This window comes from Ruegeria sp. AM7, from assembly GCF_056535965.1.
Genome location: NZ_JBQFJE010000003.1, coordinates 3404143 through 3427398, shown reverse-complemented (window position 1 = coordinate 3427398; position 23256 = coordinate 3404143). Strand labels below are relative to the sequence as shown.

At 54.2% G+C, this 23256-nt stretch carries 22 protein-coding genes; 10 read left to right on the top strand and 12 right to left on the bottom strand.

The genetic code is table 11. The features are described 5' to 3' along the window. Positions 1–14: 14 nt before the first annotated feature. On the bottom strand, positions 15–1658 hold the full coding sequence (locus tag ACR3EG_RS21040) for a sulfatase-like hydrolase/transferase (protein WP_480498339.1): 1644 nt from the start codon (positions 1656–1658) through the stop codon (positions 15–17). Between the two features lie 414 nt (positions 1659–2072). On the opposite strand from ACR3EG_RS21040, the gene ACR3EG_RS21035 reads away from it, so the two are divergent. Beyond that, on the top strand, positions 2073–3404 hold the full coding sequence (locus ACR3EG_RS21035) for a tetratricopeptide repeat protein (RefSeq protein ID WP_480498343.1): 1332 nt from the start codon (positions 2073–2075) through the stop codon (positions 3402–3404). Between the two features lie 492 nt (positions 3405–3896). Here the strand turns inward: ACR3EG_RS21035 and ACR3EG_RS21030 are convergent, their stop codons facing one another. After that, entirely contained in the window at positions 3897–4553 is a 657-nt protein-coding gene (locus ACR3EG_RS21030) for a helix-turn-helix domain-containing protein (protein WP_480498345.1), read from the bottom strand. 22 nt (positions 4554–4575) lie between these two features. Further along, positions 4576–4758, bottom strand: a complete 183-nt coding sequence (locus tag ACR3EG_RS21025) for a hypothetical protein (protein WP_480498347.1) — start codon at positions 4756–4758, stop codon at positions 4576–4578. Positions 4759–4940: 182 nt separating this feature from the next. On the opposite strand from ACR3EG_RS21025, the gene ACR3EG_RS21020 reads away from it, so the two are divergent. The 4 genes from ACR3EG_RS21020 (at position 4941) to ACR3EG_RS21005 (ending at position 9012) form a co-directional block, all read left to right on the top strand. Beyond that, entirely contained in the window at positions 4941–5498 is a 558-nt protein-coding gene (locus tag ACR3EG_RS21020) for an amidohydrolase family protein (protein ID WP_480498349.1), read from the top strand. A gap of 42 nt (positions 5499–5540) precedes the next feature. After that, complete coding sequence (locus ACR3EG_RS21015) at positions 5541–5732, top strand: hypothetical protein (RefSeq protein WP_480498351.1); 192 nt, start codon at positions 5541–5543, stop codon at positions 5730–5732. Further along, on the top strand, positions 5719–6159 hold the full coding sequence (locus ACR3EG_RS21010) for a DUF3299 domain-containing protein (protein WP_480498353.1): 441 nt from the start codon (positions 5719–5721) through the stop codon (positions 6157–6159). Before ACR3EG_RS21015 ends, ACR3EG_RS21010 begins: the two co-directional genes overlap by 14 nt. 210 nt (positions 6160–6369) lie before the next feature. Next, positions 6370–9012, top strand: coding sequence for an AsmA family protein (locus tag ACR3EG_RS21005; protein ID WP_480501812.1), 2643 nt, complete (start codon positions 6370–6372; stop codon positions 9010–9012). A gap of 11 nt (positions 9013–9023) precedes the next feature. On the opposite strand, the gene ACR3EG_RS21000 is transcribed toward ACR3EG_RS21005, so the two are convergent. The 4 genes from ACR3EG_RS21000 to ACR3EG_RS20985 all read right to left on the bottom strand — a co-directional run bounded on the left by ACR3EG_RS21000 (position 9024) and on the right by ACR3EG_RS20985 (position 12073). After that, a complete protein-coding gene (locus ACR3EG_RS21000; RefSeq protein ID WP_480498356.1) occupies positions 9024–9524 on the bottom strand; it encodes a hypothetical protein in 501 nt (166 codons plus the stop codon). A gap of 669 nt (positions 9525–10193) precedes the next feature. Continuing rightward, a complete protein-coding gene (locus ACR3EG_RS20995) occupies positions 10194–10730 on the bottom strand; it encodes a hypothetical protein (protein ID WP_480498358.1) in 537 nt (178 codons plus the stop codon). After that, the gene (locus tag ACR3EG_RS20990; RefSeq protein WP_480498360.1) at positions 10714–11484 is read right to left on the bottom strand and encodes a hypothetical protein; all 771 of its coding nucleotides are present in this window, start codon (positions 11482–11484) and stop codon (positions 10714–10716) included. Before ACR3EG_RS20990 ends, ACR3EG_RS20995 begins: the two co-directional genes overlap by 17 nt. Before the next feature lie 73 nt (positions 11485–11557). Continuing rightward, positions 11558–12073 (bottom strand): DUF805 domain-containing protein, encoded by a 516-nt coding sequence (locus tag ACR3EG_RS20985; protein WP_480498362.1) that lies wholly within the window; start codon positions 12071–12073, stop codon positions 11558–11560. Positions 12074–12643: 570 nt separating this feature from the next. Here ACR3EG_RS20985 and ACR3EG_RS20980 point away from each other — a divergent pair. Continuing rightward, positions 12644–12943 (top strand): hypothetical protein, encoded by a 300-nt coding sequence (locus tag ACR3EG_RS20980; protein ID WP_170355748.1) that lies wholly within the window; start codon positions 12644–12646, stop codon positions 12941–12943. Between the two features lie 124 nt (positions 12944–13067). Then, a complete protein-coding gene (locus ACR3EG_RS20975; protein ID WP_480498364.1) occupies positions 13068–14612 on the top strand; it encodes a ShlB/FhaC/HecB family hemolysin secretion/activation protein in 1545 nt (514 codons plus the stop codon). Positions 14613–16291: 1679 nt separating this feature from the next. Here ACR3EG_RS20975 and ACR3EG_RS20970 read toward each other — a convergent pair. Then, the gene (locus ACR3EG_RS20970; protein ID WP_480498366.1) at positions 16292–16564 is read right to left on the bottom strand and encodes a hypothetical protein; all 273 of its coding nucleotides are present in this window, start codon (positions 16562–16564) and stop codon (positions 16292–16294) included. A 25-nt stretch (positions 16565–16589) separates the two neighbouring features. Between ACR3EG_RS20970 and ACR3EG_RS20965 the strand changes: the two genes are divergently transcribed. Then, complete coding sequence (locus tag ACR3EG_RS20965) at positions 16590–17132, top strand: GlxA family transcriptional regulator (protein ID WP_480498367.1); 543 nt, start codon at positions 16590–16592, stop codon at positions 17130–17132. A gap of 128 nt (positions 17133–17260) precedes the next feature. Here ACR3EG_RS20965 and ACR3EG_RS20960 read toward each other — a convergent pair whose 3' ends face one another. Together ACR3EG_RS20960 and ACR3EG_RS20955 are read right to left on the bottom strand one after the other, a co-directional pair. Next, entirely contained in the window at positions 17261–17704 is a 444-nt protein-coding gene (locus ACR3EG_RS20960; RefSeq protein WP_480498369.1) for a hypothetical protein, read from the bottom strand. A gap of 37 nt (positions 17705–17741) precedes the next feature. Continuing rightward, positions 17742–18137, bottom strand: a complete 396-nt coding sequence (locus ACR3EG_RS20955) for an antibiotic biosynthesis monooxygenase family protein (protein WP_480501810.1) — start codon at positions 18135–18137, stop codon at positions 17742–17744. 76 nt (positions 18138–18213) lie between these two features. Here ACR3EG_RS20955 and ACR3EG_RS20950 point away from each other — a divergent pair, with 76 nt between their 5' ends. Together ACR3EG_RS20950 and ACR3EG_RS20945 are read left to right on the top strand one after the other, a co-directional pair. Further along, positions 18214–18684, top strand: a complete 471-nt coding sequence (locus ACR3EG_RS20950) for a MarR family winged helix-turn-helix transcriptional regulator (RefSeq protein WP_480498373.1) — start codon at positions 18214–18216, stop codon at positions 18682–18684. 206 nt (positions 18685–18890) lie between these two features. After that, positions 18891–19622 (top strand): NAD-dependent epimerase/dehydratase family protein, encoded by a 732-nt coding sequence (locus ACR3EG_RS20945; RefSeq protein ID WP_480498375.1) that lies wholly within the window; start codon positions 18891–18893, stop codon positions 19620–19622. A 491-nt stretch (positions 19623–20113) separates the two neighbouring features. On the opposite strand, the gene gyrB is transcribed toward ACR3EG_RS20945, so the two are convergent. After that, a complete protein-coding gene (gyrB, locus tag ACR3EG_RS20940) occupies positions 20114–22531 on the bottom strand; it encodes a DNA topoisomerase (ATP-hydrolyzing) subunit B (RefSeq protein WP_480498377.1) in 2418 nt (805 codons plus the stop codon). A gap of 102 nt (positions 22532–22633) precedes the next feature. Then, positions 22634–23206, bottom strand: a complete 573-nt coding sequence (locus ACR3EG_RS20935; RefSeq protein ID WP_480498378.1) for a TetR/AcrR family transcriptional regulator — start codon at positions 23204–23206, stop codon at positions 22634–22636. Between the last annotated feature and the right edge of the window lie 50 nt (positions 23207–23256).

Below are 23256 nucleotides of genomic sequence, written 5' to 3'. Positions count from 1 at the left end.
CCGCCCTGCGTTTGTCACTGCCAGCTGGCGAAAATCTCTCGGGTCAATTCGCTCTCGGGACGCAGGTTCTCGATCCCTTCATAGGGGATACCTTTTCCAAGCGGCAGATGCGGATATTCGGCAATGGTTTTCTGATGACGCTTTACCATGTCCTGGAAAGACGCCCCCGACCACAACGAATACCCGACAAGCGGATGCTCTTCCCGTGGATCGCGGTAAACGTTGAACACAGGCGCTGCAGCGCCGGGTTGACCGGGGGCAGCCAGATGCATCTTGAACTCTTGCTTGACCACCGAGCGCAATACCGGCCCTTCGTAAACATAAACATAGTCGCGGCGGGAATTGCCTTCGCCTTCAAGCAACAGCGCGGTCTGGTCGATCCCGTCAATCACACGGTCGCGCGGAATTTGGTCAGTCGCACCTGCAATACGCGCGAAGGTTGTGAACAGATCCGAGACATGCACGATGTCGCCCGCCGCGCTGCCCGGCTTAATTGCACCGGGCCACCGGATGAACGCATCCGTGCGCACACCACCTTCGAGGTGTTGGGTCTTGCCCCCGCGATAGATCAACTGGTTCAGTCCCGAAGTACCCTCGTAATGATACATCAAGCCATTGTCAGCCATGATCATGACAACGGTGTTGTCCGCCTCACCCGTTTCATCCAGTTTGTCCAAAACTTCGCCGATCCAGCCATCCAGAACCTGCAACTTGTCAGCATGGAACCCACCATTTCTTGAAACGGCTTGGTCAGGATAAGCAAAATTCAGCGGGTAAAGCGGCCAGTATTGCATAAAGAACGGGGAATCCTGCGCGGCCAACTGCTCTAACTGCTCCAATGCCTGACGCTGGTAGCGCAGGTTCATTTCTTCATATTTCGCCTGTGTCCATTCCTCGCCGGGCGCCATGTCGACTTCCCGAGCAATCCCACCGACCTGGCCTTCAACCCCAGTTACAAGCCCGTACGGCTTGAAACGCTGATCCAACTGGAACTGGTTGGACTGCCCCGACGGATGAAAACCAAGCATATTGTTGGCCACCATTGCGTCCCGTGTCATCAGGCTAAGCTGGACCTGCTGATGCAACGGAAATGCCGCCCAGTCAAAACCCTGATTATGCGGATAAGCTTCCTCGATGTCGCCCTGATGCCACTTCCCGACATGCGACGTGTTGTATCCTTTTTCTTTCAGAATTTCAGCGATGGTAACTTCTTCAGCCGCAAGCCCTTCGCCGACCAGCGCGACTTTGACCTCTTCCACGCCCGCGCGCACGGGATGACGACCGGTCAACATGGCCGTTCGTGTCGGAGTGCAGGATGGCTCGGTATACATTCTCATCAAGGACATACCTTCCGTGGCAAAGTCGTTGATGTTGGGCGTATCGAAACCGGTAACGTAGTTCATCGTCCGGTTGCCCATCTGACCAAAGCTTACATCGTCAATCAAAATATACAGAAAATTGGGGGGCTGCCCGCCTTTGGCTTCGCGGATCTCGGCAAGTTTTTCTTCAATTTCCGCATCCTGAGCGTCCCATTCTTCGCCGAACTGAGCACGAAGAAACTGAAACTCTCCATCATGAACGATGGGCGGCGTGTCCTGAGCCAAACTGGCGCCAGCCATCAGCACCATGACCGAAGCATATTGCAACAGTGATTTCATCGGTATCCCTTCCCCATTTTTGAATTACATCTTTCCTGCGCGCCGAAGCGCCTGAGCGATTTCACCCCGAAGACCGCTTAGGGTTTCGCGGATATCGCAAGTAATCTGATATGACCGACTTCCAGGTTCAGAATTCATTGACAGATGCTCCGCACACAAAAGCTGGTAGTCACGGCAGATCTCATCGAACACCGCATCCACGCGCCGAAGATCCGCAATGGCGGATCGGTGGTCGGGAAATTCTGTATCAAGAGAACAGCCTTTCAATTCTGACGCTCGTTTGTTGGATCGACATGTTTCCCAAACTGTTGGCGGAATTTTCTTCTCACAAAAGGTTTATCGGGGCATAATACGGTTTAATCATAGGTCTAACCGTCTGTAATCATGAAGATATCTGGGAATACATCACCGGCTGTGAATAAGGGCCAGACGCCGGACGCCAAAGATGTGCGGGCGGCGCTGCAGCGACTCGTCAAATCTTCCACCTTTGCAGGTTCGCAGCGACTACAGGACTTCCTGATCTATGTGGTCGAAGAGTCTCTGAGGGGCAGAGCCGATGATATCCGGGCGAAGACCATCGCTATGGATGTGTATGGGGGAACGATGTCCGAGATGGCGCGCCGTGAAAACGTTGTACGCGTGGACGCCGGTCGCCTGAGGCGCAAGCTGTCAGAGTACTACGCCGACGCTGGCCGGAATGAGAACACACTGTTCGACTTACCCAAGGGGGGGTATGCACCTCAGATAACAGTAAGGGTACCCAGCGGGGGCATGCCTGAAAGTCCAGTGGCGCCGCATATCAAGGCCCGCGCATGGCATCGTCCGGCCATTGGCGCAGCAGGGATTGTCGCTCTAGTCGGGTTCGCAACGGTACTTATGCTGACATCGCCCAAAAGGGACGCACCGGGTCAATCAATGGTGGATGGCCTTAGCCCAGATGAGCGCAGCGCCATTTTCGATGCATCCCCAATGCGGCTTGAAGCTGTAAACCTCGCCAATTCAGGTCGGGATCTGATTTTTCCTGCCCTGGAGCCCGCACGGCTGAACGCAGCTTTGATCATGTTCGAAGGTGCAATCAAGAACGACCCCAGTTATTTCGGCGGATATGCCGGAGCTGCCCAGGTCGCCGCGACAATGGCAGTGGTTACACCGGATCCGGACCTGACCCGCGACATGCTTGCCTACGCAGACGATCAGGCCCTAATGGCGCTCGAGCAGGCACCTGAAACAGGTTGGAGCCAAGCTGCCAAGGCGTGGGTTGAATTCGCCAAAGGCAATTGGCCAGAAGCCAAGGACTTTGCGGAGAGAGCCCGCCGCTTGGCCCCGAATGATGTGCACGTGCTGGAATTCGTCTCGCTGATCCTTCTCTATTCGGGCTCATTTGAGCAAGTTGTTTCCATCAGCAAAGAGGCGCTCTCGAAAATCGATCTAGAGAGGGGATACGTGTTTCAAAATGCGATGGGGTCTGCAAAGTTCCACCTCAAGGATTACAAAGGCACAGTATCCACCTTCGAACACGTGGCCGAAAAGGGAGGCCCGGTTGGGCCCGTCTCGGTCGCTTACTTGATGGCGGCACATCAGATGCTGGGCAACGTCGCCGAAGCGCAGACCCTGTCAAAAAAGCTTTCGCGCGAATGGCCCGAAAGTCGCGTTGATTTGCTTTTTCAAAGACTGTTCGCTGATCCCAAACACGGCGAGGAACTCGGGCGGGCAATGAAAGACGCTGGTTGGGAGCCAAAAGGCTGACGGCTGAGTCCTAAACATTCAAGCGAATGTAGCCATGGTAAAATATTGGGCGGGAAAGGGAGCCAATTCGCTTGGATCCTCGTTCTATGCCGTTCGCTGCTGATGGCATGACAAGTCAGCCGCAGCAAAGCTGCGCCCCTGGCGATCTGCCACCCTAATCGTCCCTCGTTCTAATGTAGAGTTTGCTCAACCTTTTGAAGAATCAAACGGATGCGAAAGAGCTATTTCACGGAACCGCAGGCCGTCGGCACGATCAAAGAACAGGACGCTGGGAAGTCGACGGCGTCGTGCAAACCACTCAAATAAAATCGTTATTTTCCAATCAAAAGTGCACTTCGATCAACGAAATTCAAGCCCAACAAGAAGGATGCGAGGTTACTGACAATTGCTTGGGATTGGTTCAGCGATCTTCCTGCCGAGCATTTAAGACCACTAATTGGTGCAATCTTGTGGTGAGCACAAAAACCTCGATCAACATTGGCACCGAGATGGTCAGGCCCGCCCCTTCACCAAATTCCTATAAGCTGACGACGACATTCCAGACCATTTTCGGAAGGCCCTCGAAAACGCAGTGGAGTCTGCGTAGCCAAGCCGCAGTGCGGTCTCACCAACGGACCTCCCTACCGGACCCAGCAGCTTCTTTGCTTCTTCCAGTTTGACGCCAGATATGACCTGAGAGGCCGATTGCCCGTAAGGGGCTAGCCGATTGTTCAATGTCTCCCGGTGGAAACCGCATAGGCGCGACAGTTCGTTTACACCAAATCCCGGCTCGCCAAGATGAATTCGGATCAGGCCCTGAAGCCCGGTTAAGAAGTCTTGAGGCGCATGCTGGTCGAGGGTAACGCTTGTCAGGTTTGACGGGTTTTCCAACGTTCCCGAGAGCAACTGATGGCTCAGCCAGATTGAGGGAAACCGGATCGAAAAACCCTGTGGGCTGCACTTGATGGCTTGAACACCATGAAAGTGCCTAGGTAGCACGTCTGGTTCGCTTACCCGTAAATGATTTGGCTCGGATCCCACCTGAAATCCATAACCCGGTGCAGTAGTTATATCCAAATGCTCGCCAGAAATGCGTCGGTCTGTCCGGGGGAAACCGAACAAGGTCAATTGATTGACCAACTTGTGCGCAGAAGCCCGGTGCTGTTGCATCAGCAGCGGCTTTATGGATTTTTTAGATCGTCTCGTGTGGCAAGAAATTCTGGCGATCCATCACTTGGGATTCGCTTACGCCCAGAGAGGCCAGAACGAAGGAGGGTTCAACACCGGCGCCGCGCAAAGCAGCGGCCACGGGTGCAGCAACCGATGCCCGAACCAACGGCAAGGCCATCTTTGTGTTTTGGTCAAATGCGCCCATGTCGCCCTCAAATATCATGAAGGTAACGACAGAAAGACAGAAAACACACAAAAAGGCGCCAAAAGCTTGCAGAATGCCAAATCAGCTTGGCGGAACCTGCCATACTGTCAGGCAATACTCGGCGATCACTCTAAAATCACATTCAGAAATATCCATCTGTGATTCGCATTTGGAGAACTTCGATGACGCCGAAACTCAAACGCATGGTGGCCACGACAGCCTTTTCTGCAAGTCTGGCAATCGCGGGCCCAGGTTTGGCGCAGGAAGAGAGCTTTCCGATCCTCTTTACCAACATCCACGTGTTTAACGGTGTTGATGAACAGCGAATTGAGAACGCAAACGTTCTGGTCGTGGATAATCTGATCGCAGAAGTGACATCAGAACCGTTGGCCGTCGCCAATGCTCAGATCATTGACGGCGGAGGTCGAACACTGATGCCGGGCTTGATCGATGCTCACGTGCATATGGCAATCACCGAGCCCGTCGCAGATTTGAGGGACAACTTTGACTGGATGTACTGGGGCGCGGTTTCCACAATTGAAGCCGAGAAAATGCTGCGGCGTGGGTTCACAACCGTTCGGGACGCGGGCGGCCCGGCAATTGGTCTGCAAAAAGCTATAGACCGCGGTAAGGCCGTGGGGCCAAGGATTTATGCATCAGGTGAAGTCATTTCGCAGACTTCCGGACATGGCGAGCATCGGGTCTACACCGAACCCCACCCGAACTTCATGGGGGCGTAGCAGTCTTCCTTCAACCAGCACGTCGAGTTCCTGGCCGATGGCGTGCCCGAAGTACTGCGGGCAACGCGAGAAGCGCTGCGCATGGGCGCGGTGCAGATCAAGGTAATGGCAGGCGGTGGCGTGTCATCTTCGGTTGATCCGTTGCACACCGTTCAAGGATTGCCGGAAGAGTTAGTGGCATCGGTGCGCGCGGTGGCTGATTTCCCAACGCTGGGTTGTGATGGAAAGACGTGAGAAGGCGGGCACGGCCGACAACATCTACATCGATGGCATGACCGTTTCATTGGGCGGATTTGTTATCCCTAGGCCCCGCGACGATGATGGTTCCCAAATGGCAAATATCGTGCCGGAACGTGGAATGTGCAGCCACGTACCGCCTCCGCCACCAAACCAGATGGTGCGTTTGCACCTAAGCGTTTCATGGACGCCATCGACGTTCTACGAACCCATCGTTGTAACTGGTCAAATCAGGATCGAGCCGACGCAGAAGGAAATGTTGGTTGTTGATGGTACAGTCCTCATGAAGGCTGCGTTCACTTTAGAGGTCGATAACGTTCAAACTTTTGGACCAATCCAGACTTCCGAAGAGTCTTCGACAAATAGGGAACGTGTATTGATGGGAAGGATCAAGGCGACTGGCGGAGCTGCTAGAGACGATTAGTGACACGAACCAATTGATCAGAATATGTTTCAGAACGAGCGTTCAAGCTGGTGGGCTAAATTGCTGCTCGTGAAAGATTGAACGGCGAAAGCGACGATAGGGGAGCGCATGAGGGTTTGGCTTATTAGAATAATTGGGCTTGTCGCAATTCTCGCTTTCACAACGGTCGCATTTGTTTGGTTGTTGCTTGCTGCTCCGATGTTCTCGGACATGCGACGCGACCTTGTGGAAAGAGTTCTTTCGGAACAAATTGGTCGGCCACTTCTTGTCAACGATGATGTAAGCGTCGCACTTGGCCGTACGAGTTACATTTACGTCGGTGGTGTGGTCATCCCGAGCCTGACAATGCCGGAGTCACCTCTTGTAGAATTGGACCTGTTAGAACTGGAGCTCGATATTATTGCCTTGACCAACGGGCGTCTGCATTTTGACAATCTCGTCGTGGAAGGCCTCCAAGCAAATATTCTTACAGCCGAAAACGGCACCACAAGCTGGCGAAAAGACAGGCCAACACCCAAGCCAACTTCAGAGGAAACTGTATCAGCGGATGATCAAAAAGACGTCGCGAGCGCTGATGGTACCGATAAGACCGACACGGAAAGCAGTGGAATTCTGAACTTCCTGAGCGACAAGAACGTCAGCTTCAGGTCAATCGGGTTAAACATCGACGACAAGGTCTCGGGCTTCTCATTTGTGTTTGACCTTCAAGCCCTCACGCTCGAACAATTAGATAAGGGACAAAGAACAAAGGTCTCTGGTTCCGGCTCCGTCAACGGTCAGGTTTTCGAAATCGAAGGCGACTACCCACACGCCGCACCGTTTACGACGCGCGCCAGTTTCGGCGAAATGACCGTAAGCTACGATGGCGAGTCCTTCTCGGCAGATGAAGGGGGCGGCTATCGCGCAGTCTTGGAAATGGACACAGGTGAATTCGGTGATTTTCTGGACGTCATCGGGCTGGAACGCGTTCTGGAAGGCAATGGTCAGCTGCAAGCAGAACTCTTGTCTCAGGACGCTCTGAAGATCGAGGCGTTTACAACCATCATAAGTCTGGAGGATGGGCAGAAACTCGAAGCTGAAGGTTCAATAGATGACCTCTACACCGCTCAGGGCGTTGATCTGCTCTTCAACGCGCGACTTCATCCCGAAGGACAGCCGCCGCCTGCAGCAAAACGTATCCAAGAGCTGAAATTCACCGGCTTTGAAATGCATATGGTCGGATCCTTGGCTTCCTTCGAATTTGAGGAGTTGCTGTTCCAAACCAATGCATTTGACCAAGGGCTGGACGTAATCGGCCCAGCCTCAATCGAAAGTATTCGCCGCATGCCAGACGGACGGCTCGCCATGCTGGGCATTGCGCTGCAAGCCGGGCCAATGGAAGAGCCTGTCCTGACAGCCGAAGGGGAAATTCTCGATCTGCTTCAGCTTCAGGACGTGACTTTCGATGGGGAGCTAAACGGGCCCGCCAAGTTGATTTTGCCCAACCTCGATGAAGACTACGTTGACCAGTTTGGCGGCATCAAAGCCGACTTCAACGTATCCAATGCGGGCGGGCCGGTTGCTCTCAACAGGTTTAACGCGACCACTTACGACACCGATCTATGGGCGCTTGGTCTTGCACTATCCGTCAACGAGCTAAAAGGGCTGGCCGGTCTCGATTTTGATGTGGAATTGGATGTCGACGACAGCGTCGAGTTTCTGACCGCAGTGAATCTACAACCTGTCGAGCTCGGAGCACTAACTATCGATGCTGAAACCTCCAAACAGGGCGAAGACTTTGATGCCGCAATCCAGTTCGAAGCCGGGTCTTCGCATCTCCTTGCGGCTTTGAACGCAAGTTTCCCCAAGGGCACTTCTGTTGTTCGGGGCAACATCACGAGCGAAAAGCTCGATCTCAACGACCTGAAGAACCTGACTGCCGTGCTGAACCAGCTGAAAAGTCTGGTAGGGGAGACCTCAAAAGAACCTGAAGCCGAAGCGCAACCTTTAGTTTTACCGAAGGAGACAGACGTGCAGCCCTTGGTTTTGCCAAAGGAAAAAGGGAAACCTGCCGATCTTCTGGATGTGCAGCGCGTGCTACGAGAAGCTGACGTCGAGGTACAGATCGAATTCAAAGAGATTGTAGGCCAGCAAGGTGTAACGTCTGTTTCAAGCCAATTGTCAGCAAAAGAAGGAACCGTAGATTTCGGCCCCCTTCAGATGGCTTACGGTGGCGGAAACTTCAGCCTTCGGGCGGTCATGGATCTGGTTGATTCACCCGATTGGCTTTCATTGTCGGGATCAACCTCGGGATGGGAGTTCGGTGAGATCCTTGATGAATTGGGAATTGGTATTGATGCCTATGGCCGTTTGAGCGGAGAGTTCAACGTTTCTGGCAGCACCACCTCTGGCAAAGCCTTCATCAACTCGATGCGCGGCAACGCGTCTTTGTCGATGTCGCGGGGCTATATCAGCACCAGCCTATTGGAACTGGCGGGGCTGGGCATTTTCCCCTGGCTGTTTTCAGAGGAATTCAGACAAGGCTACACCGACATCACTTGCGTGGTTGCCCCGGTTGATATCCAAGCAGGGCGAGTCAGTTCAAACCCTATCGTCATTGAAACGGGATCGGTTCAATTGGTGGCCAGGGGACAAGTGGACTGGCTGAACGACAGCATTGCGATCAGAGCTGAGCCGCGGCGCGTTGGCAAACCCTTATCCAGAAGCGCTTGGCCCTTTGATGTGACTGGCCAGCTTTCGTCGCCAAAGTTCAAGCTGGATGTGGGCGGGTCCAGAAACAAGGCCCCAGTGGGCGCCGATGCTTTGCCTGTCGACAGGCAACCCTGCGTGCCTGATATCAACCAATTGCAGTGATCTGACGCGACCTAGTTCTTTAGTGGTTCCGGCTGTTCGGCCTGACACGTCAGAACGGCCTCAATGGCTTTGGCAGACCCGCTGAGATCTAGTTCAACCTCGGCCCCGCTTTCGCCAATAATCGTGACGCTTTGGCGTTTTCCAAACTCGGTTACAAATGCCGGGTTGTCGAAAAAGGCGTAACCACCGGGCACGCCATTCTTGTAGACACCCACCGCTTCGCCTTCGAATCTCGCATCACCAAAATCGAACTGTACGAGACCGGTCGCACCTTCTTCGATTTGCACCCAGGCCGGATTAAAAGCGGCAAAAAAGCCGCCGGCCTGATTAGGTGCTGCGCCGATTTCAACGGTCATGTCATTTTCAAAGGGCTTCCACGCAAGACAGCCATTGCCCCTTTCGACATCAATCAGGATTGTCCAGTCGCCGGATTCACCCCACCGTTCCATACCGGCGGCCCACACCGCGCCAGTGGAGATCAATGCCATACCTGCCAGCGCCCACTTTTTCATACAAAGCTCCACACATGTTCCGCCAATCCTTAGATGCAATCAAACTATCGCGCTGGTTCAGTCAAAGACAACCATTCGATTTCTGGAATGTTGACCCGCACCAACGCGCCTTTGCCTGAGAAAGAAATCATCATCGGCCTCCGCCAGATAAGCTGTGGCGCTCTACTCCTCTAGAAATTGCCAGAGTTGTTCCAGGTCTCTGTCGGGCCGATCTGTTCTTGCACATCCCAATGTTCGACGATCTTTCCACCCTTTAGCCTGAACAAGTCAAAGACGGCCCAATCGCCCTCGTCTTGTTTTACATGGCTTAGAGCAACCACGAAATTTCCCTGGCCGAGTAGTCGGTGAACTTTGACGTATTTCGCAGTTTACCCAAACAAATGCGTTGTCGCGAGGGCGATGGCAGACATGAAGATGATAAACTATTGGCAAACTACGCAAACTTATGAGGTGCGCGAAATACGATGCGCGCACCTACACTGCTGTAGGTGCGCTCATAACGCTGCATTCCCAACATTGATTTCATTGAAGAAAATCTTGGAAGATTGCCCATAACTCTGCGCAGTATTTGCGTATAACTTTGCACGATTTGCCCAAAAGTTTGCATGCTACAGAGAACCTATCGAACAAACCAGCTCCTATGGCTTATCTGCAATTCTCAAATGCAGCTTACTCCCAATCGCCAGCAGACGAGCGCCACGTTTTAGCTTCCGCATCCCAAACACTAGCCGTGACGCAAGGCGTTGGGTTTATTCCGTCGCAATTGGATCCATGAATATCTGCCACCACAACGCGTTGGCGCCCAAAATCAACGACCGCCCAGCCTTGATTGAGCAAGGAATGCACCTCTTCACCAACCCAAAAATGCGACATGCATCCGCCAGTTCCGCAATAAAGAGATGCGGCGCTTGAACACGCGAAACCAGACTCATTCAGAACCCAGTCGCGTCGTAGGTCTCCGTCGAGATCGACCCTCTCAACCGCACCCCAATCTAAGTCAAACTGACCGTTGTTGAACTCCGCGCAGGCCTGTGCCGCCAGATCAACCTTCGCCTGCAAACCGGGCGGAAGTTGCGATACAACAGCCGCGACAGCTGGTGAGTTCCATACTAGACCAGAGACCAGCACAAACCTGGAAACTAGACCTTTCAATTGACGCACTACTTGGGAAGGTGTTCGGAAGGCAGCATCAATTGCACTGATCATATCTGTAGTCCCCGTATTCCAGCCAGTTTACCGAGCCTTCGCTAAAAATCATAAACTCGGACCTGTCTTCCCCAAGTAGGGCTACGACAAATCCGGCCGGCGGCTCAGAGTTTCCGAAGTAACTGTAGGCCGTCATGGCTTTGATCGACTCGCCGTTGACCGTTACCCTTGCGTCCCACTCCCCCTCCGGATTGTCCAAAATTGCGGGTTCGATCACGCGTTTTTTCGCTCCACCACCACAATAGACGATACCTTCAGGTGCTTCGTATGACGCCCCCTGACTAGCATCCGAGTTGCACGCGGAACGAAGGGACCGAATTGCCGCGCCGGAACCTCTCAAGTCAAAGATTCCATAGCTGACATCTTGATCAATCATCGACAGATTAACCGATGCATTGGCCGCAAGCTGGTCCAGTACAAAACCATAGTCCTCTTGACTATTGAAACTGACCTCGACGGGATAGTTGTCGACGATCTGCACGGCAGCGTTTTCTGCGCCAACCTGAAATGCCCCAACTTCGGTGGTGCCGTTCTTTAAAAACCGAATGGAGAGCCCCTGCTTTTCCACAATGTCCTGGCTGTCCTCATATCCAGCCGGAGCAAAGCGGACACGGTCACACTGAAGTTCCAGCGTCATGTTTCCGGTTTGAATAAATGCATTGGGATTAGGGCCGGAGTTGATCGACCACTCCGCCGGTGCTGAGGTCGCCATTGCCATCATCAACGCTCCAATGGTGATCGCTTTAAACCTCATTTTTTCTCTCCATGGTGTTGCGGTTCGGACTTTCATCCAGCAGGGATTCCGGCTTGTTTCCGGGAAAATGAGGTCAGGAAACAGGTGCGCCGTATTGGTTTGCGCCTTCTTGGGAAGGCCGTGTCAGCCACCAAATCATCAGAATGGATAGAACCAATTGAAGAATTGAGACAACAACAATACCGGTCACGCCCAGGACGGCCGCAGGTCCTCGCAATGCATCGGGGTTTTCGGTCCCTTGCTCCAATACCGAGAAGAACGCCACCCCACCCAGCATAACAAAAAGCGTTGTAATGCTGAGCGCCATCGGCAGCAGCAAATACCAGCCAGGTCGTCCTGTATCATGCAGCCTCCGCCAACCGACGGCCAGCATGGGTATGAGAACGGCCAGTTGGAAAACAGAGGACAGAACCCGAGATCCCTGCCCCGTTTCAGGGTTGGTCCCGAATATGATCGTATCCAGCACAGCTAAACCAGCACTCACGAGAACCACAAACAAGAAGAACCACCAGTATTCGGAGCGAATAGCCCGACCGGAGAACTGGAAGTATTTCGAGAAACACGTTTTAACGGCTTCACCAAATCCCATTTTTCACTCCTTTGTTGACTTTCTGTACGCCGAAAAACGTTTCGCCGCTCAGAAGAACTCACGCGCCCTTATTGATGCGCCCACTAACCTTTTTGTTTGAGGGCAGACGCCTATCGTACGAGAGCGTAAAGAAGTTTACGCGCGGAAAAAATGTTGATTTATTAAAAATTAGATTCAAACATGTGAATTTGACACAACTTTCATTTTACCTCCGTTGTTGTCGTTGTTGCCCGATGTCTCGGGCCCTTCCGACTGCTAGAGTGAGTGCTGGCGGTCGGAAGGCACTTTACGCTGATTGAGCCTTGGGAGGACGCGATGCCCAGACTTAACGTACTCGCCCTCTCTCCAAAGCTAGCTCTAGCTCTTGCCATCGACATCATTCGACCATCACGCGTTATTGGCGACCCTAGTAGTGAACGAAATGTCGTTCCACCGACCAAGCCCCCCGCGGCAAGTTTCGGGAAAGGCAGTCACAGGATCAAGGTATGTTCTATTGGCTGCCCAGACGCGAGAGCTTCAAACTAGTGCACCCAATTTCACAAATTTTAAGGGAACCAGAGGGAGAAGAAAATGACCAACAAAATGGTGATGATTGCGAGCGCAACTTGTTTCGCACTGCTTGCGGCCTGCGACGATACGAGTACATCAAGCGCGTCCGCCGAACTCACGCCGGCTCAGCAAGCATGTTTGCGAGATGTAGCCAGCACGACGAACAATTCGCAAGTCGTGGTGCTCTCATCGGCATTCAGCGAGGCGGGAACACAGGTCACAGTCGGCGTTGGCGAGGATCGCGCTCCTTGGAATTGCATTGCTTACAGTGATGGCGCGACAGCTGGTATCGAGTTCCTGGGCGACGAAGGCGCATTGTAACCTGTTCGCTGTGTATCTCGAAAGCACCAGTCGTGATCAAACTCGAATATCGGCAAGCTCAGACATTCAAACATCGTAATAGTATTGGGCTTTAACATTCTCAATCATGCAAAGGTTGTAGAAAATGCCTGTAACCAACTCGGTTGTACTTGCGATTATTTGCACTTTTGTGGCCATTGTTTCGGTTCCAAAATACAGCATTGCTCAAACCTGGGACATAGCATCACAGCACTCTGTCAGCGGCGTAACAGTGTATGATACGGACGAGCTGCTAACTTTTGCCGGTCAGTTGGCCTTTGATCGGTCAGGGCGCATTACAGCGGTGGAGGTCGCATCAACGATCACTCAGATCTACCGAGAAGACGGCTACTTCTTGGCTGAGGCGTGGCCTGGTCCCGATGGGCAGAGCATAGTTGTTGATGAGGGGCGTATTCAAACCATCGAAATAGAAGGTGTAGATACGCGCACGTTCCAAACCCTAGAAAAGATCTTTCGCCCCCTCACCACCGCATATCCAATAACTCTCAAGCAATTTGAGCGGGCGGTTATGCTAGCCGAGGACATACCCGATTTGGACGTGTCGACCGAACTTGATTACCCGGATCAGGCTGGTGCTCGGCTGAGAGTATTGGGAGAGCCACTGCGCAAACAAGCCGGTAGTGCGACACTCGACAACCCTCCGCGTGAGCTTGGGGAAGCGCTCAGTTTCTATGTCGTACAAGAGTTTTATTCAACGCTGACCGTCGGGGATCTGCTGCGATTTGAGGGATCAGGCATTTACAATTGGGACAAAGACGATGAACACTCTTTATGGGGCGCTCTTACCTATCGCGCACCGTTGAACAGCAATGGCCTGTATGGTGAGATTTTCTACGGAAACATAAACGCAAAACGTGACCTCTCGGGGGATTTTGCGAGAACAGATGTTGATGGCGAGAACTTCACCGTCGCGTTGGGTTACCCAGTGATCCGCGATGTGGCCCGTTATGGATATCTTCTGCTGGACTATCGCCTTTCAAAAGCGGATTCAGTCAGTGGTGGCGTTCCACTATCCAGTGACGCGAGTGTCGTTGGCCTGACATATCTTTACGGGCAAAACTATCCAAAGGGACAAGCTCTGGAAGCGGGGCTAACCTTATCTTTTGGTGACAATGACAACGACACGACAGACGCGAATTTTGACGACGGGGACTCTTCGTTTTGGCATCTACGAGGCGGCGTCGGATACGAAAGCCCGCTAACGGGCTTGTCTCCCAACACAGCTTGGCGCACCGAGATCTGGGGGCAGTACACAACAGACCGGCTGCCCTCAGTCGAAGAGTACTTCCTTGGTGATCGTTATGCTTTGCGCGGATATCGGTTTGACGAAGTGGATGGTGATTCCGGAATTTCCGCGATTTTCGAAGTGTCTCATTCCTACTTCCCCAGTTCCCAGAGCATTCATCGCTTAACGCCCTTTGCCTTTTTCGACGTGGGTTACATCTCGAACAATGACCCTGCGAGTTTTGAAGTTGATAATACAACACTGGCGTCGACAGGTCTGGGTTTGGACATTGAGTTTAAGCAAAATCTATTCCTGTCCGGATATGTAGGGGTCCCTTTGAGAGACGGCCCTTTGACCGACTCTGGCGATCCTGGCGCGTATCTTGCTCTGACAACAAGTTGGTGAGGATGTTATGAAACTGAACCGAATTGCTGTACTTACCGCAACTTGTCTAATTGCAGAACTGGCCGCTACTCAGGTCTTTGCCCGCGGAAATCACTACGGGTGGTGCCGAGGCGTAGGGAACCCACACCAGTCGAGCCAAGGGTGCGGGCAGGCTGGTGGGCAAGGGGCAGGTAATCAAGTTACTGGCCCAACGCAGCCGGTGGCAAATCAGTTGCCGCCTAAGGGAACGCAGCAAACGCCCACGTCCGTTACTGTTCCAGTCCTTGCGCCGGGCGCGGTCCCGAACGCAATTCCCGGTCAGGTTCCTATTGCGACACCGATAGCGGTTCCTGGTCAGGTTCCCACGCCGGTAGTAGCGCCGAACCTAACTCCGCCTTTGGCACCAAACGCGACACCAAACCGGGTTCCGACAGCTGTTCCAAATCAGGTTCCGCCATTGGCTACTGGTCCCACCGCGGTGCCCCCGCAAGTCCCGACTGCAACTCCCAATCAAGTTCCGATAGCTATCCCTGGCCAGGTTCCGCCTCAACCTACCGGACCCACAGCGGTGCCGCCACTTGTGCCCACCGCAACACCAAACCAAATACCAGTCGCAGTTCCTGGTCAGGTCCCACCTCAGCCCACCGGTCAAACTGCTGTGCCACCGCTCGTCCCGACTGCAACACCAAACCAGATTCCAGTCGCAGTGCCCGGCCGTGTTCCGCAACCCAGCGGTAATACAGCGACACCACAGCTTGTCCCAACGGCAATCCCCAATCAGGTTCCCACGGCGGTTCCTGGCCAGGTTCCACAGTTGACACCAAAACCTACGGCAACTCACGTGGCAGTCCCAGGACATCCGAAACCTCAAGGCGTCGTGACAATCATGCGCCCCAAGCCGAGGCCGACAACCGGTTCTGTCCAGCAACCTGGCACAACACAAGTGACCCACCATTTAACCCACCAAAGCAATGCGAAGAAACACGATCACGTGGCAGCAACACCTGGGCGGCATGATCCGCACGACCTACCGAGGTTCCGCAACGAGGCCGCCAAGGAAAACTGGGAATGCGTTGCCAGCGGATTTGGACAGCGCCGTTATGATGCTGGGCGAGGCGTGTTGCTGAACAACGGAGCGTTGCGGCACCTCGGAAACGTGGACGCAATGGCACGGGATGTACCTGCTCGGCATCCAAAACATTCTGGATGCATTATTTCGGTTAAACGAAAGCAGCGCTGAAGCTCACTTGGTAGGTTTTGCTCGGACAATGAGATTAATTGACCAAAAGTTCCTCAATTGTCATCTGGATAATTGAAATTCGTATTGCCCTTATTCCCTGGTGTTTACGTTGGCTGACTTAGCCCGACAATGCTCCGCACCTAAATTTACTTAAAACAGGCCAACAATCTATACTGCCGCACTTCCACGAAGAGCCTCCGACCATCTGGGCCGGTCAGGTTAGGCACGCGAAACTTTGCAAAGTCAGCTTTCTGCGCATCTCTGACCTTCGCGAGAATCCAAGCAAAAAGGCCGCATGGAATCCAAGGGGCCTTGGGAGGCCCTTTGCGGGATTGAGCAATGCAAAGGGCCATAGCCGCGACGACTAAGCCATAAACTGATTGAATTCGTCGCTAATGCAGACAAGCGCGCAGCGCAAACCTATGGGCGAACTACGCAAACTTATGGGGTGCGCGAAGTGTTAACCCTTGTTGTCCAATGCACCCATTTGCCCGAAGAGTTCATCCAGATCTGCTCCATAGCCAGTGGCGCAGATCACTACGTCAGGGTAGATTTTTCGACCGCTGGCCAGTTCAACGGCGTGGGGCGAAAAGCCGCCGGTTTCGCTGGCGGCCGCAAACTGACCAGATTTCAGCGCAGAAACAAAACCATCATCCGGAGCGAAAGTACTCGCGGCGGCAGGCTTGCTGGATGGGCTTGATGCCACCAGCCATTGGAGTTTTTGTGATGTCATCGCCCGGAAATTCCCGGATGTCCGCGTGCGTCGTGAACGGATCCTGATACCTGCGGGTGAAGGGCATCGGATCGTGACGGCAGGCGGTGCGTCTGCGTGGGGTGATCTGGTACTGTATCTGGTCGGCCGAGTCGCTGGCCAGGATGAGGCCCGACGCCTCGCCAAGATTTACCTGCTCCAACCCCAAACTGAAGGACAGTTGCACTACGCTTCTTTGACTGCGGCGGCACAACATGAAGATGCGCTGGTTGCAGATGCCCTGGTTTGGGCGGCGGATAACTATGCCCTGCCAACCCCGGTTGCCGCCATGGCCGCCCGAAGCGGTCTGACCGAGAGAAGTCTGTTGCGGCGGTTTCGCAAAGCCACCGGGCAGACGCCGGTCGAGTTTATTCAGACGCTCAGGGTTGAGGAGGCTAAACAGATGCTGGAGACGACCGACATGCCTATCGACGAAATAGCCGCCGCAGTAGGTTACACAGAGCCATCAAGCTTCCGAAATGCGTTTCGAAGATACGTTGGCATGCCTGCACCAGCATACCGCAAGAAACGCTTACTATCCCATCAGTGATCAAGGGCAGCCCAAGGCGAACCTTCAAAATCGTACTTTGCAAACTTCGAGTTGCGGACATAGCACCAATTCGCCGCGTTTGCTCGAATGTCGGCAATTTAGCCAATGCTTGGGTTGGAACCACGTCTTCAGCGCGGCCTTCGAATTTTGCCGGTCATTCGCAAACCATCACGAATGTTCAGTCCCATCATCGTGAGGTTGGCCGCCCCGGCGACTAGTTCAATCACCTGAACCATGTAAAAGGTGTTGTCGAATTCGCCAGCGGCGGCTTTGCCTGCAAGAAACCAGGCGGCCGGTACGAGGATCAGCAAGCCGTTGAGCGCAATGATCGGCATACGGGTCTTCTTTGCTCTCGTCAGTGCATCTTTGCGTTTCCGACCCATTGCCATGCCCGATCCGCCAGCAATCGCCATTGCCGGGATGAGGATGAACATGCCTTTCAGGATCAATGCCTTGACGGTCGCGACTGTTTCATGGCTTGCAAAGAGTTCGCTGATGGCCGTTGATGTCCAGAAGAGGAGGATCATAACAAAGCCGATGCCGCCCGCGATGGCGTGAATCTTTGTTTTCATGGCGGTTCACTCAAATTGGCTTTTGGAAAGGATTTCGTCAGGCCGTGCAGCAATTCGGCACGGCAACCTTCTCGAACAGATGAGGGGCGGTCACAGCGCTTGAGGGATAGTGGCTGAGCTGCTGCTGAAACTCGGGGTTTGAAAACGCAGCGCGGAAGTCCGAAACAGACTCCCAGACCGCGTAGTTCAGATACATGCTGCCGTCACCAATTGCCTTATGCAGCTGAGTGCTGATGTAACCAGGCTGCATTTTCATCCATTGGGCATCGCTCTTCCAGGCTTCAACCAAGTCGACTTGGTCAACGGGATCGACTGTGAAGAGATTGACGAGAACGACGGGTCCAGCGTCGATGTCCAATTGCCGTTCAATGGGAAACTCCGGGTCGAGAGGTTTGAAACTTACCATTTCGGTGCTCCTTGAAAGTGGCTTCATTTTGGTGTCATGTTGTCATATTTGGGAAGCATCAAACATAATGACAACGCGTTGTCAAATGAAATGAGGAATCGACATGCCGGATGCGCGAAGGACTGAAGAAGGAGAAGCCGTGACAGCCTTGATACTGGATGTGTTTCGGTTGAACGGTCGATTGCAGCTTGCCGGTGATCGCCTCGTATCAGAACTCGGTCTAACAAGTGCCCGATGGCAGATTCTTGGTGCCATCGCCTATTCTGATCGACCGGAATCCGTTGCCTGGCATGCACGGACGATGGGCGTTCACCGGCAGGGCGTACAACGGATCATCAATGAATTGAGCAAAGAAGGCATGGTGGAGTTTCAGCCGAACCCACACCACAAGCGGGCGCACCTAGTCGTACTGACCCAAAAGGGGCAGGAGTTGTACGAAGCCGCGATTGCAAATCAAATCCCATGGGTGAATGAACTCTCGGAAGGTCTGTCGCCAGATGATATTGCGACAGCGCAAAACATTGTTGACCGTCTCAAAACACGCCTTGAAGAAGCCTCAACGCGACAAGATTAGAGTTCGACCCAAAACTGACACTCGTACAGGGTGCAGCATCGAACGTTCTGGGTTCGGAGCAGACATTCGAAGTTCACAATAAGGAGCCAACGTCTGCGTTGCGGACAAAGTTACCGAAAAGCAGACCGAACTGAATGTCTGCTTTCCTTCGGCTTACGGTCGCTTTAGAGCTAACCACCGTGTCGCAGAGGTTGGGGGGACAGACCATGCAGAAGGTGCTTGTAACTGGTTCGTCGGGTCGGATTGGGCGGGCATTTTTTGCCGCATATCAAGAGCGGTATCAGTTTGTGCTGACTGATTTGAATGAACCCACGTACCCTGTTTCAGATCAGCACCATTTCGTGCGCTCTGATCTTACGGACGCAAGTGCCGCTGCGGATTTGTGCCAAGGCGCGGATGCCGTTGTGCATCTCGCAGGCGTACCCGATCCGAACGCAGAATTTGACGATGTGCTGCCTGCCAACATATTGGCGACAACCTATTTGATCGAATCAGCTCGTCAGGCAAACGTCCGCCGCTTCGTCTTCGCCAGCAGCGCGCAAACCATCGAAGGATACCCCGTAGACCGGCAAGTCGTTCCGGGAATGGCTGTTGCCCCGGCCAATCTCTACGGCGTCTCCAAGTGCTATGGGGAAACCTTGTGTTCGCTTTATGCGACGCGGCACGGCATGTCCTGTGTCTCATTGAGAATAGGTGCGTTTGAGCCAGCGGACGGCCCGCCGCTTGAGACCCTGCGTGATCTCAGCGCGTGGCTCAGTCATCGCGATGCGACGCACTTGATTGACAGGGCGATTCAAGCCGAAATCAAAGGGAGCTTTATAGCGCACGGCATCTCTAACAATCGATTTAAGAGGCTTGATCTAACCGAGACTTGCAAAGTGCTTGGATACGCACCGCAGGACGACGCCTTTTCGACCTTTCCAATACCATCCGCCTAAAGCCGGCATCAGTTCGTATCGCAGCATCGAGTAGTTTGGGCTCGCTCCAGACCTTAGCTGCAAGGCCGATCAAAGCGGAAAGCGGGACTTTGCGGCCATCCGCATTTTTGCTCTAAAGGACCGTAGTCAGCCCAAACCGGACATCCATCGCTGGGCTTTGCAAACTCCCAAATGAGGTAAAAACCTGCCTCTTGACACTTGGTGCCCAATATCTGGTTCCTGCTTCTCGCGATGCTGCCAAAATTATTTCAGCGCTGAATCAAAGCTCTTCTTCGACGAGAGAATACAATTCGATTGGATGAACAAGGCCACGAACTTCGTGAAACCTTTACAAGAACTACGAAGTTGGCGTGGAGTCGGCCAAGATTTGGGCCTTTAGATAAGGAGATTCGAGGTCCAGAAACAATTGAGAGTTACTGCGCCCAAGGTTTTGGGCCAAAGATGCAAATCTTTAGGCGAAATGCAAAGCTATGGGCGCACCTACAACTGCTTTAGAAATCCAGATTTTCAACGCTCAGGGCGTTTTGCTGGATGAATTCGCGGCGCGGTTCGACCACATCACCCATCAGTTTGGTGAACAGATCATCCGCTTCGACCATGTCATCCACACGCACCTGCAATAGGGTACGCGCATCCGGGTCGAGCGTTGTTTCCCACAGCTGATCGGGGTTCATTTCACCCAGACCTTTGTAACGTTGTAGCGACAGGCCCTTTTCGCCCTCTTCCAGAATGGCGCGCAGCAGGTCCAGCGGGCCGTGGATCGCCTGCATCCGGTCGCGGCGCACCAGCGCGGCGGGGGTGTTGTAGACCTCTTGCAGGCTTTGCGTGAAGCTGCCGGTTTTGCGGGCCTCGCCCGAGCGTAACATGGGGCCGTCCAGAGTGCGGACTTCTTCCACACCGCGCAGGATGCGGGCCAGACGAATGCCGTGATCCTGTGTGATCCGGCCCTGCCAGCCGCGCTCATATTCCAGCGCGATCAGGTCCAGACGGGCAGCAACCTTGTCGGCCACGCCCTGCAGGTCGGCATCGACCGCACCCGGCACAAAGGCCCCCGCAACAGCGGCCTGTTCCAGAATGTGGCGCGGGTAATGCGTTGGGAAGGCGTCCAGAACGCGTTTCAACTGGCGCGCTTCGTCAACGACGCGCGTCAGGTCTTGCCCTATGATCTCTTCACCAGAGCCGAGCTTCAGCACCGCGCCCTCAACTCCCTGATTGATCAGGTAGTCGTCCAGCGCTGCCTGATCCTTCAGGTAAACCTCTGATTTTCCACGCGAAACCTTATAGAGCGGTGGCTGCGCGATATAGAGATACCCGCCCTCAATCAGCTCCGGCATCTGCCGGTAGAAGAAGGTCAGCAGCAGCGTCCGAATATGCGCGCCGTCCACATCCGCGTCGGTCATGATGACGATCTTGTGGTAGCGCAGCTTTTCGATGTTGAACTCATCCCGGCCAATCCCGGTGCCCAGCGCCATCACCAGATTGCCGATTTCCTGCGACGACAGCATCCGGTCAAACCGCGCCCGTTCGACGTTCAGGATTTTGCCGCGCAGCGGTAGAACCGCCTGTGTCAAACGATCCCGACCTGTTTGGGCCGACCCACCAGCCGAGTCCCCCTCGACCAGAAAGACTTCGGTCTTGGACGGGTCTTTCTCGGAACAGTCTTTCAGCTTGCCGGCCAGATAGTTCACATCCATTGCCGTCTTGCGGCGCGTCAGTTCGCGCGCCTTGCGGGCGGCCTCACGGGCCAAAGCGGCCTCGATGATCTTGCCGACGATCCCTTTGGCCTCGTTCGGGTTTTCCTCGAACCATTCGGCCAGCTTTTCGTTCATCAGACTTTCGACCGCCGGGCGCACTTCAGACGACACCAGCTTGTCCTTGGTCTGGGATGAGAATTTCGGGTCGGGCACTTTGACCGACAGAACACAGGTCAGACCTTCGCGCGCGTCATCGCCGGTAAAGCTGACCTTTTCTTTCTTCGCGATCCCGCTGGATTGCGCATAGTTGTTGATCGTCCGGGTCAGAGCGCCGCGGAAACCGGCAACATGCGTGCCGCCATCCCGCTGCGGGATGTTGTTGGTGAAGGGCAGAACCGTCTCATGATAGCTGTCATTCCACCACATCGCGATCTCGACCCCGATATCGTCGCGCTCGCCCCTGATATAGATCGGCTCGGGCATTGCGGGCGACTTGGATCGGTCGAGGTATTTGACGAATTCCTTAACACCACCCTCATAGAACAGCTCAGTCTCAAGCTGCTCAGCCGGGCGTTCGTCGATCAGGATAATCCGCACGCCCGAGTTCAGGAAGGCCAGCTCGCGCAGGCGCTTTTCCAGCGTATCGAATGAATATTCAAGGTTCGAGAACGTATCGGTCGAGGCCAGAAAGCGCACCTCGGTCCCCGTGCGGTCGCCGCAGTCCTGAACCACCTTCAGGTGTTCCGCCGTTTCACCGCCCTCAAAGCGCGCAACGTGTTCCTTACCACTACGCCAGACGCGTAGCTCCAGCCAATCAGACAGGGCGTTCACGACCGACACACCCACACCGTGCAGACCGCCGGACACCTTGTACGAGTTGCTGTCGAACTTACCGCCCGCGTGCAGCTGGGTCATGATGACCTCGGCGGCGGACACCCCCTCTTCGGGGTGAATATCCACCGGAATTCCGCGCCCGTTATCGCTGACCGAGACACTGGAATCGGCGTGGATTTTCACCGTCACATGGTCGGCGTGACCGGCCAGCGCCTCATCAATACCGTTGTCCACGACCTCATACACCATGTGGTGTAGACCCGAGCCATCATCCGTATCACCGATATACATACCGGGACGTTTGCGAACAGCCTCTAAGCCTTTGAGAACCTTAATAGAATCAGCGCCATATTCTTGTGGTGCCTGTGCGTCTTCGGACATGCGGTTAGTACCTATATTATTTTGGTAACTTATACGTTTTCTGGTGGGGAATGTCACGCCATCCCCCAACATTTTGTGCTGTCACGGGTTGTCTTCAGCTGATCAAAGCCGATCCAGATCCGCCGCGATATCCTCGGCAATTTCAGCCGCGTTCACATCCCTGCGTTCGGCCGACAAACGCAGGCCCAGAATGTCCGACTGATAGCGCGCAGCAAGACGGTCAGGGTCGTGATCCGGCCCGATCTCTCCGGCCTGTTGGGCGCGGCGAAAGAGGGTGGCGAAACAGTCCTTCATCTCGGCCATGTGGAACCCGGCTTTGTCGGCCAGATCATGCCCTTTGGACTGCAACTCGGCATAGGTTTTGGCCAGCATACAGGCCCGCGCGGGCATCTCGCGTTCATCAATCACCACATGGGGCTGCGCCTTCAGCGCCCGCAGCGGACCCATTTCATCGGCCATCGCCATCAGACGCGCCACGCCGTCCTGCGCGTATCGCTCCAATGTCAGCGCATAAAGCGCGTCCTTCGAGCCAAATGCCGCATAAAAACTGCCGGGCTTCAGATTCAGCGCGTGTTCGAGATCCTTCAACGAGGTTCCCGCCCAGCCTTGCTGCCAGAACAAATCCCGCGCCTGCGCGATCAGCGCGTCACGGTCATATGAGGGTTTGCGGGGCATCGGCTTCACCAATTCTTGAGCGTCCGCTCAAATATATACTTGAGTGATCG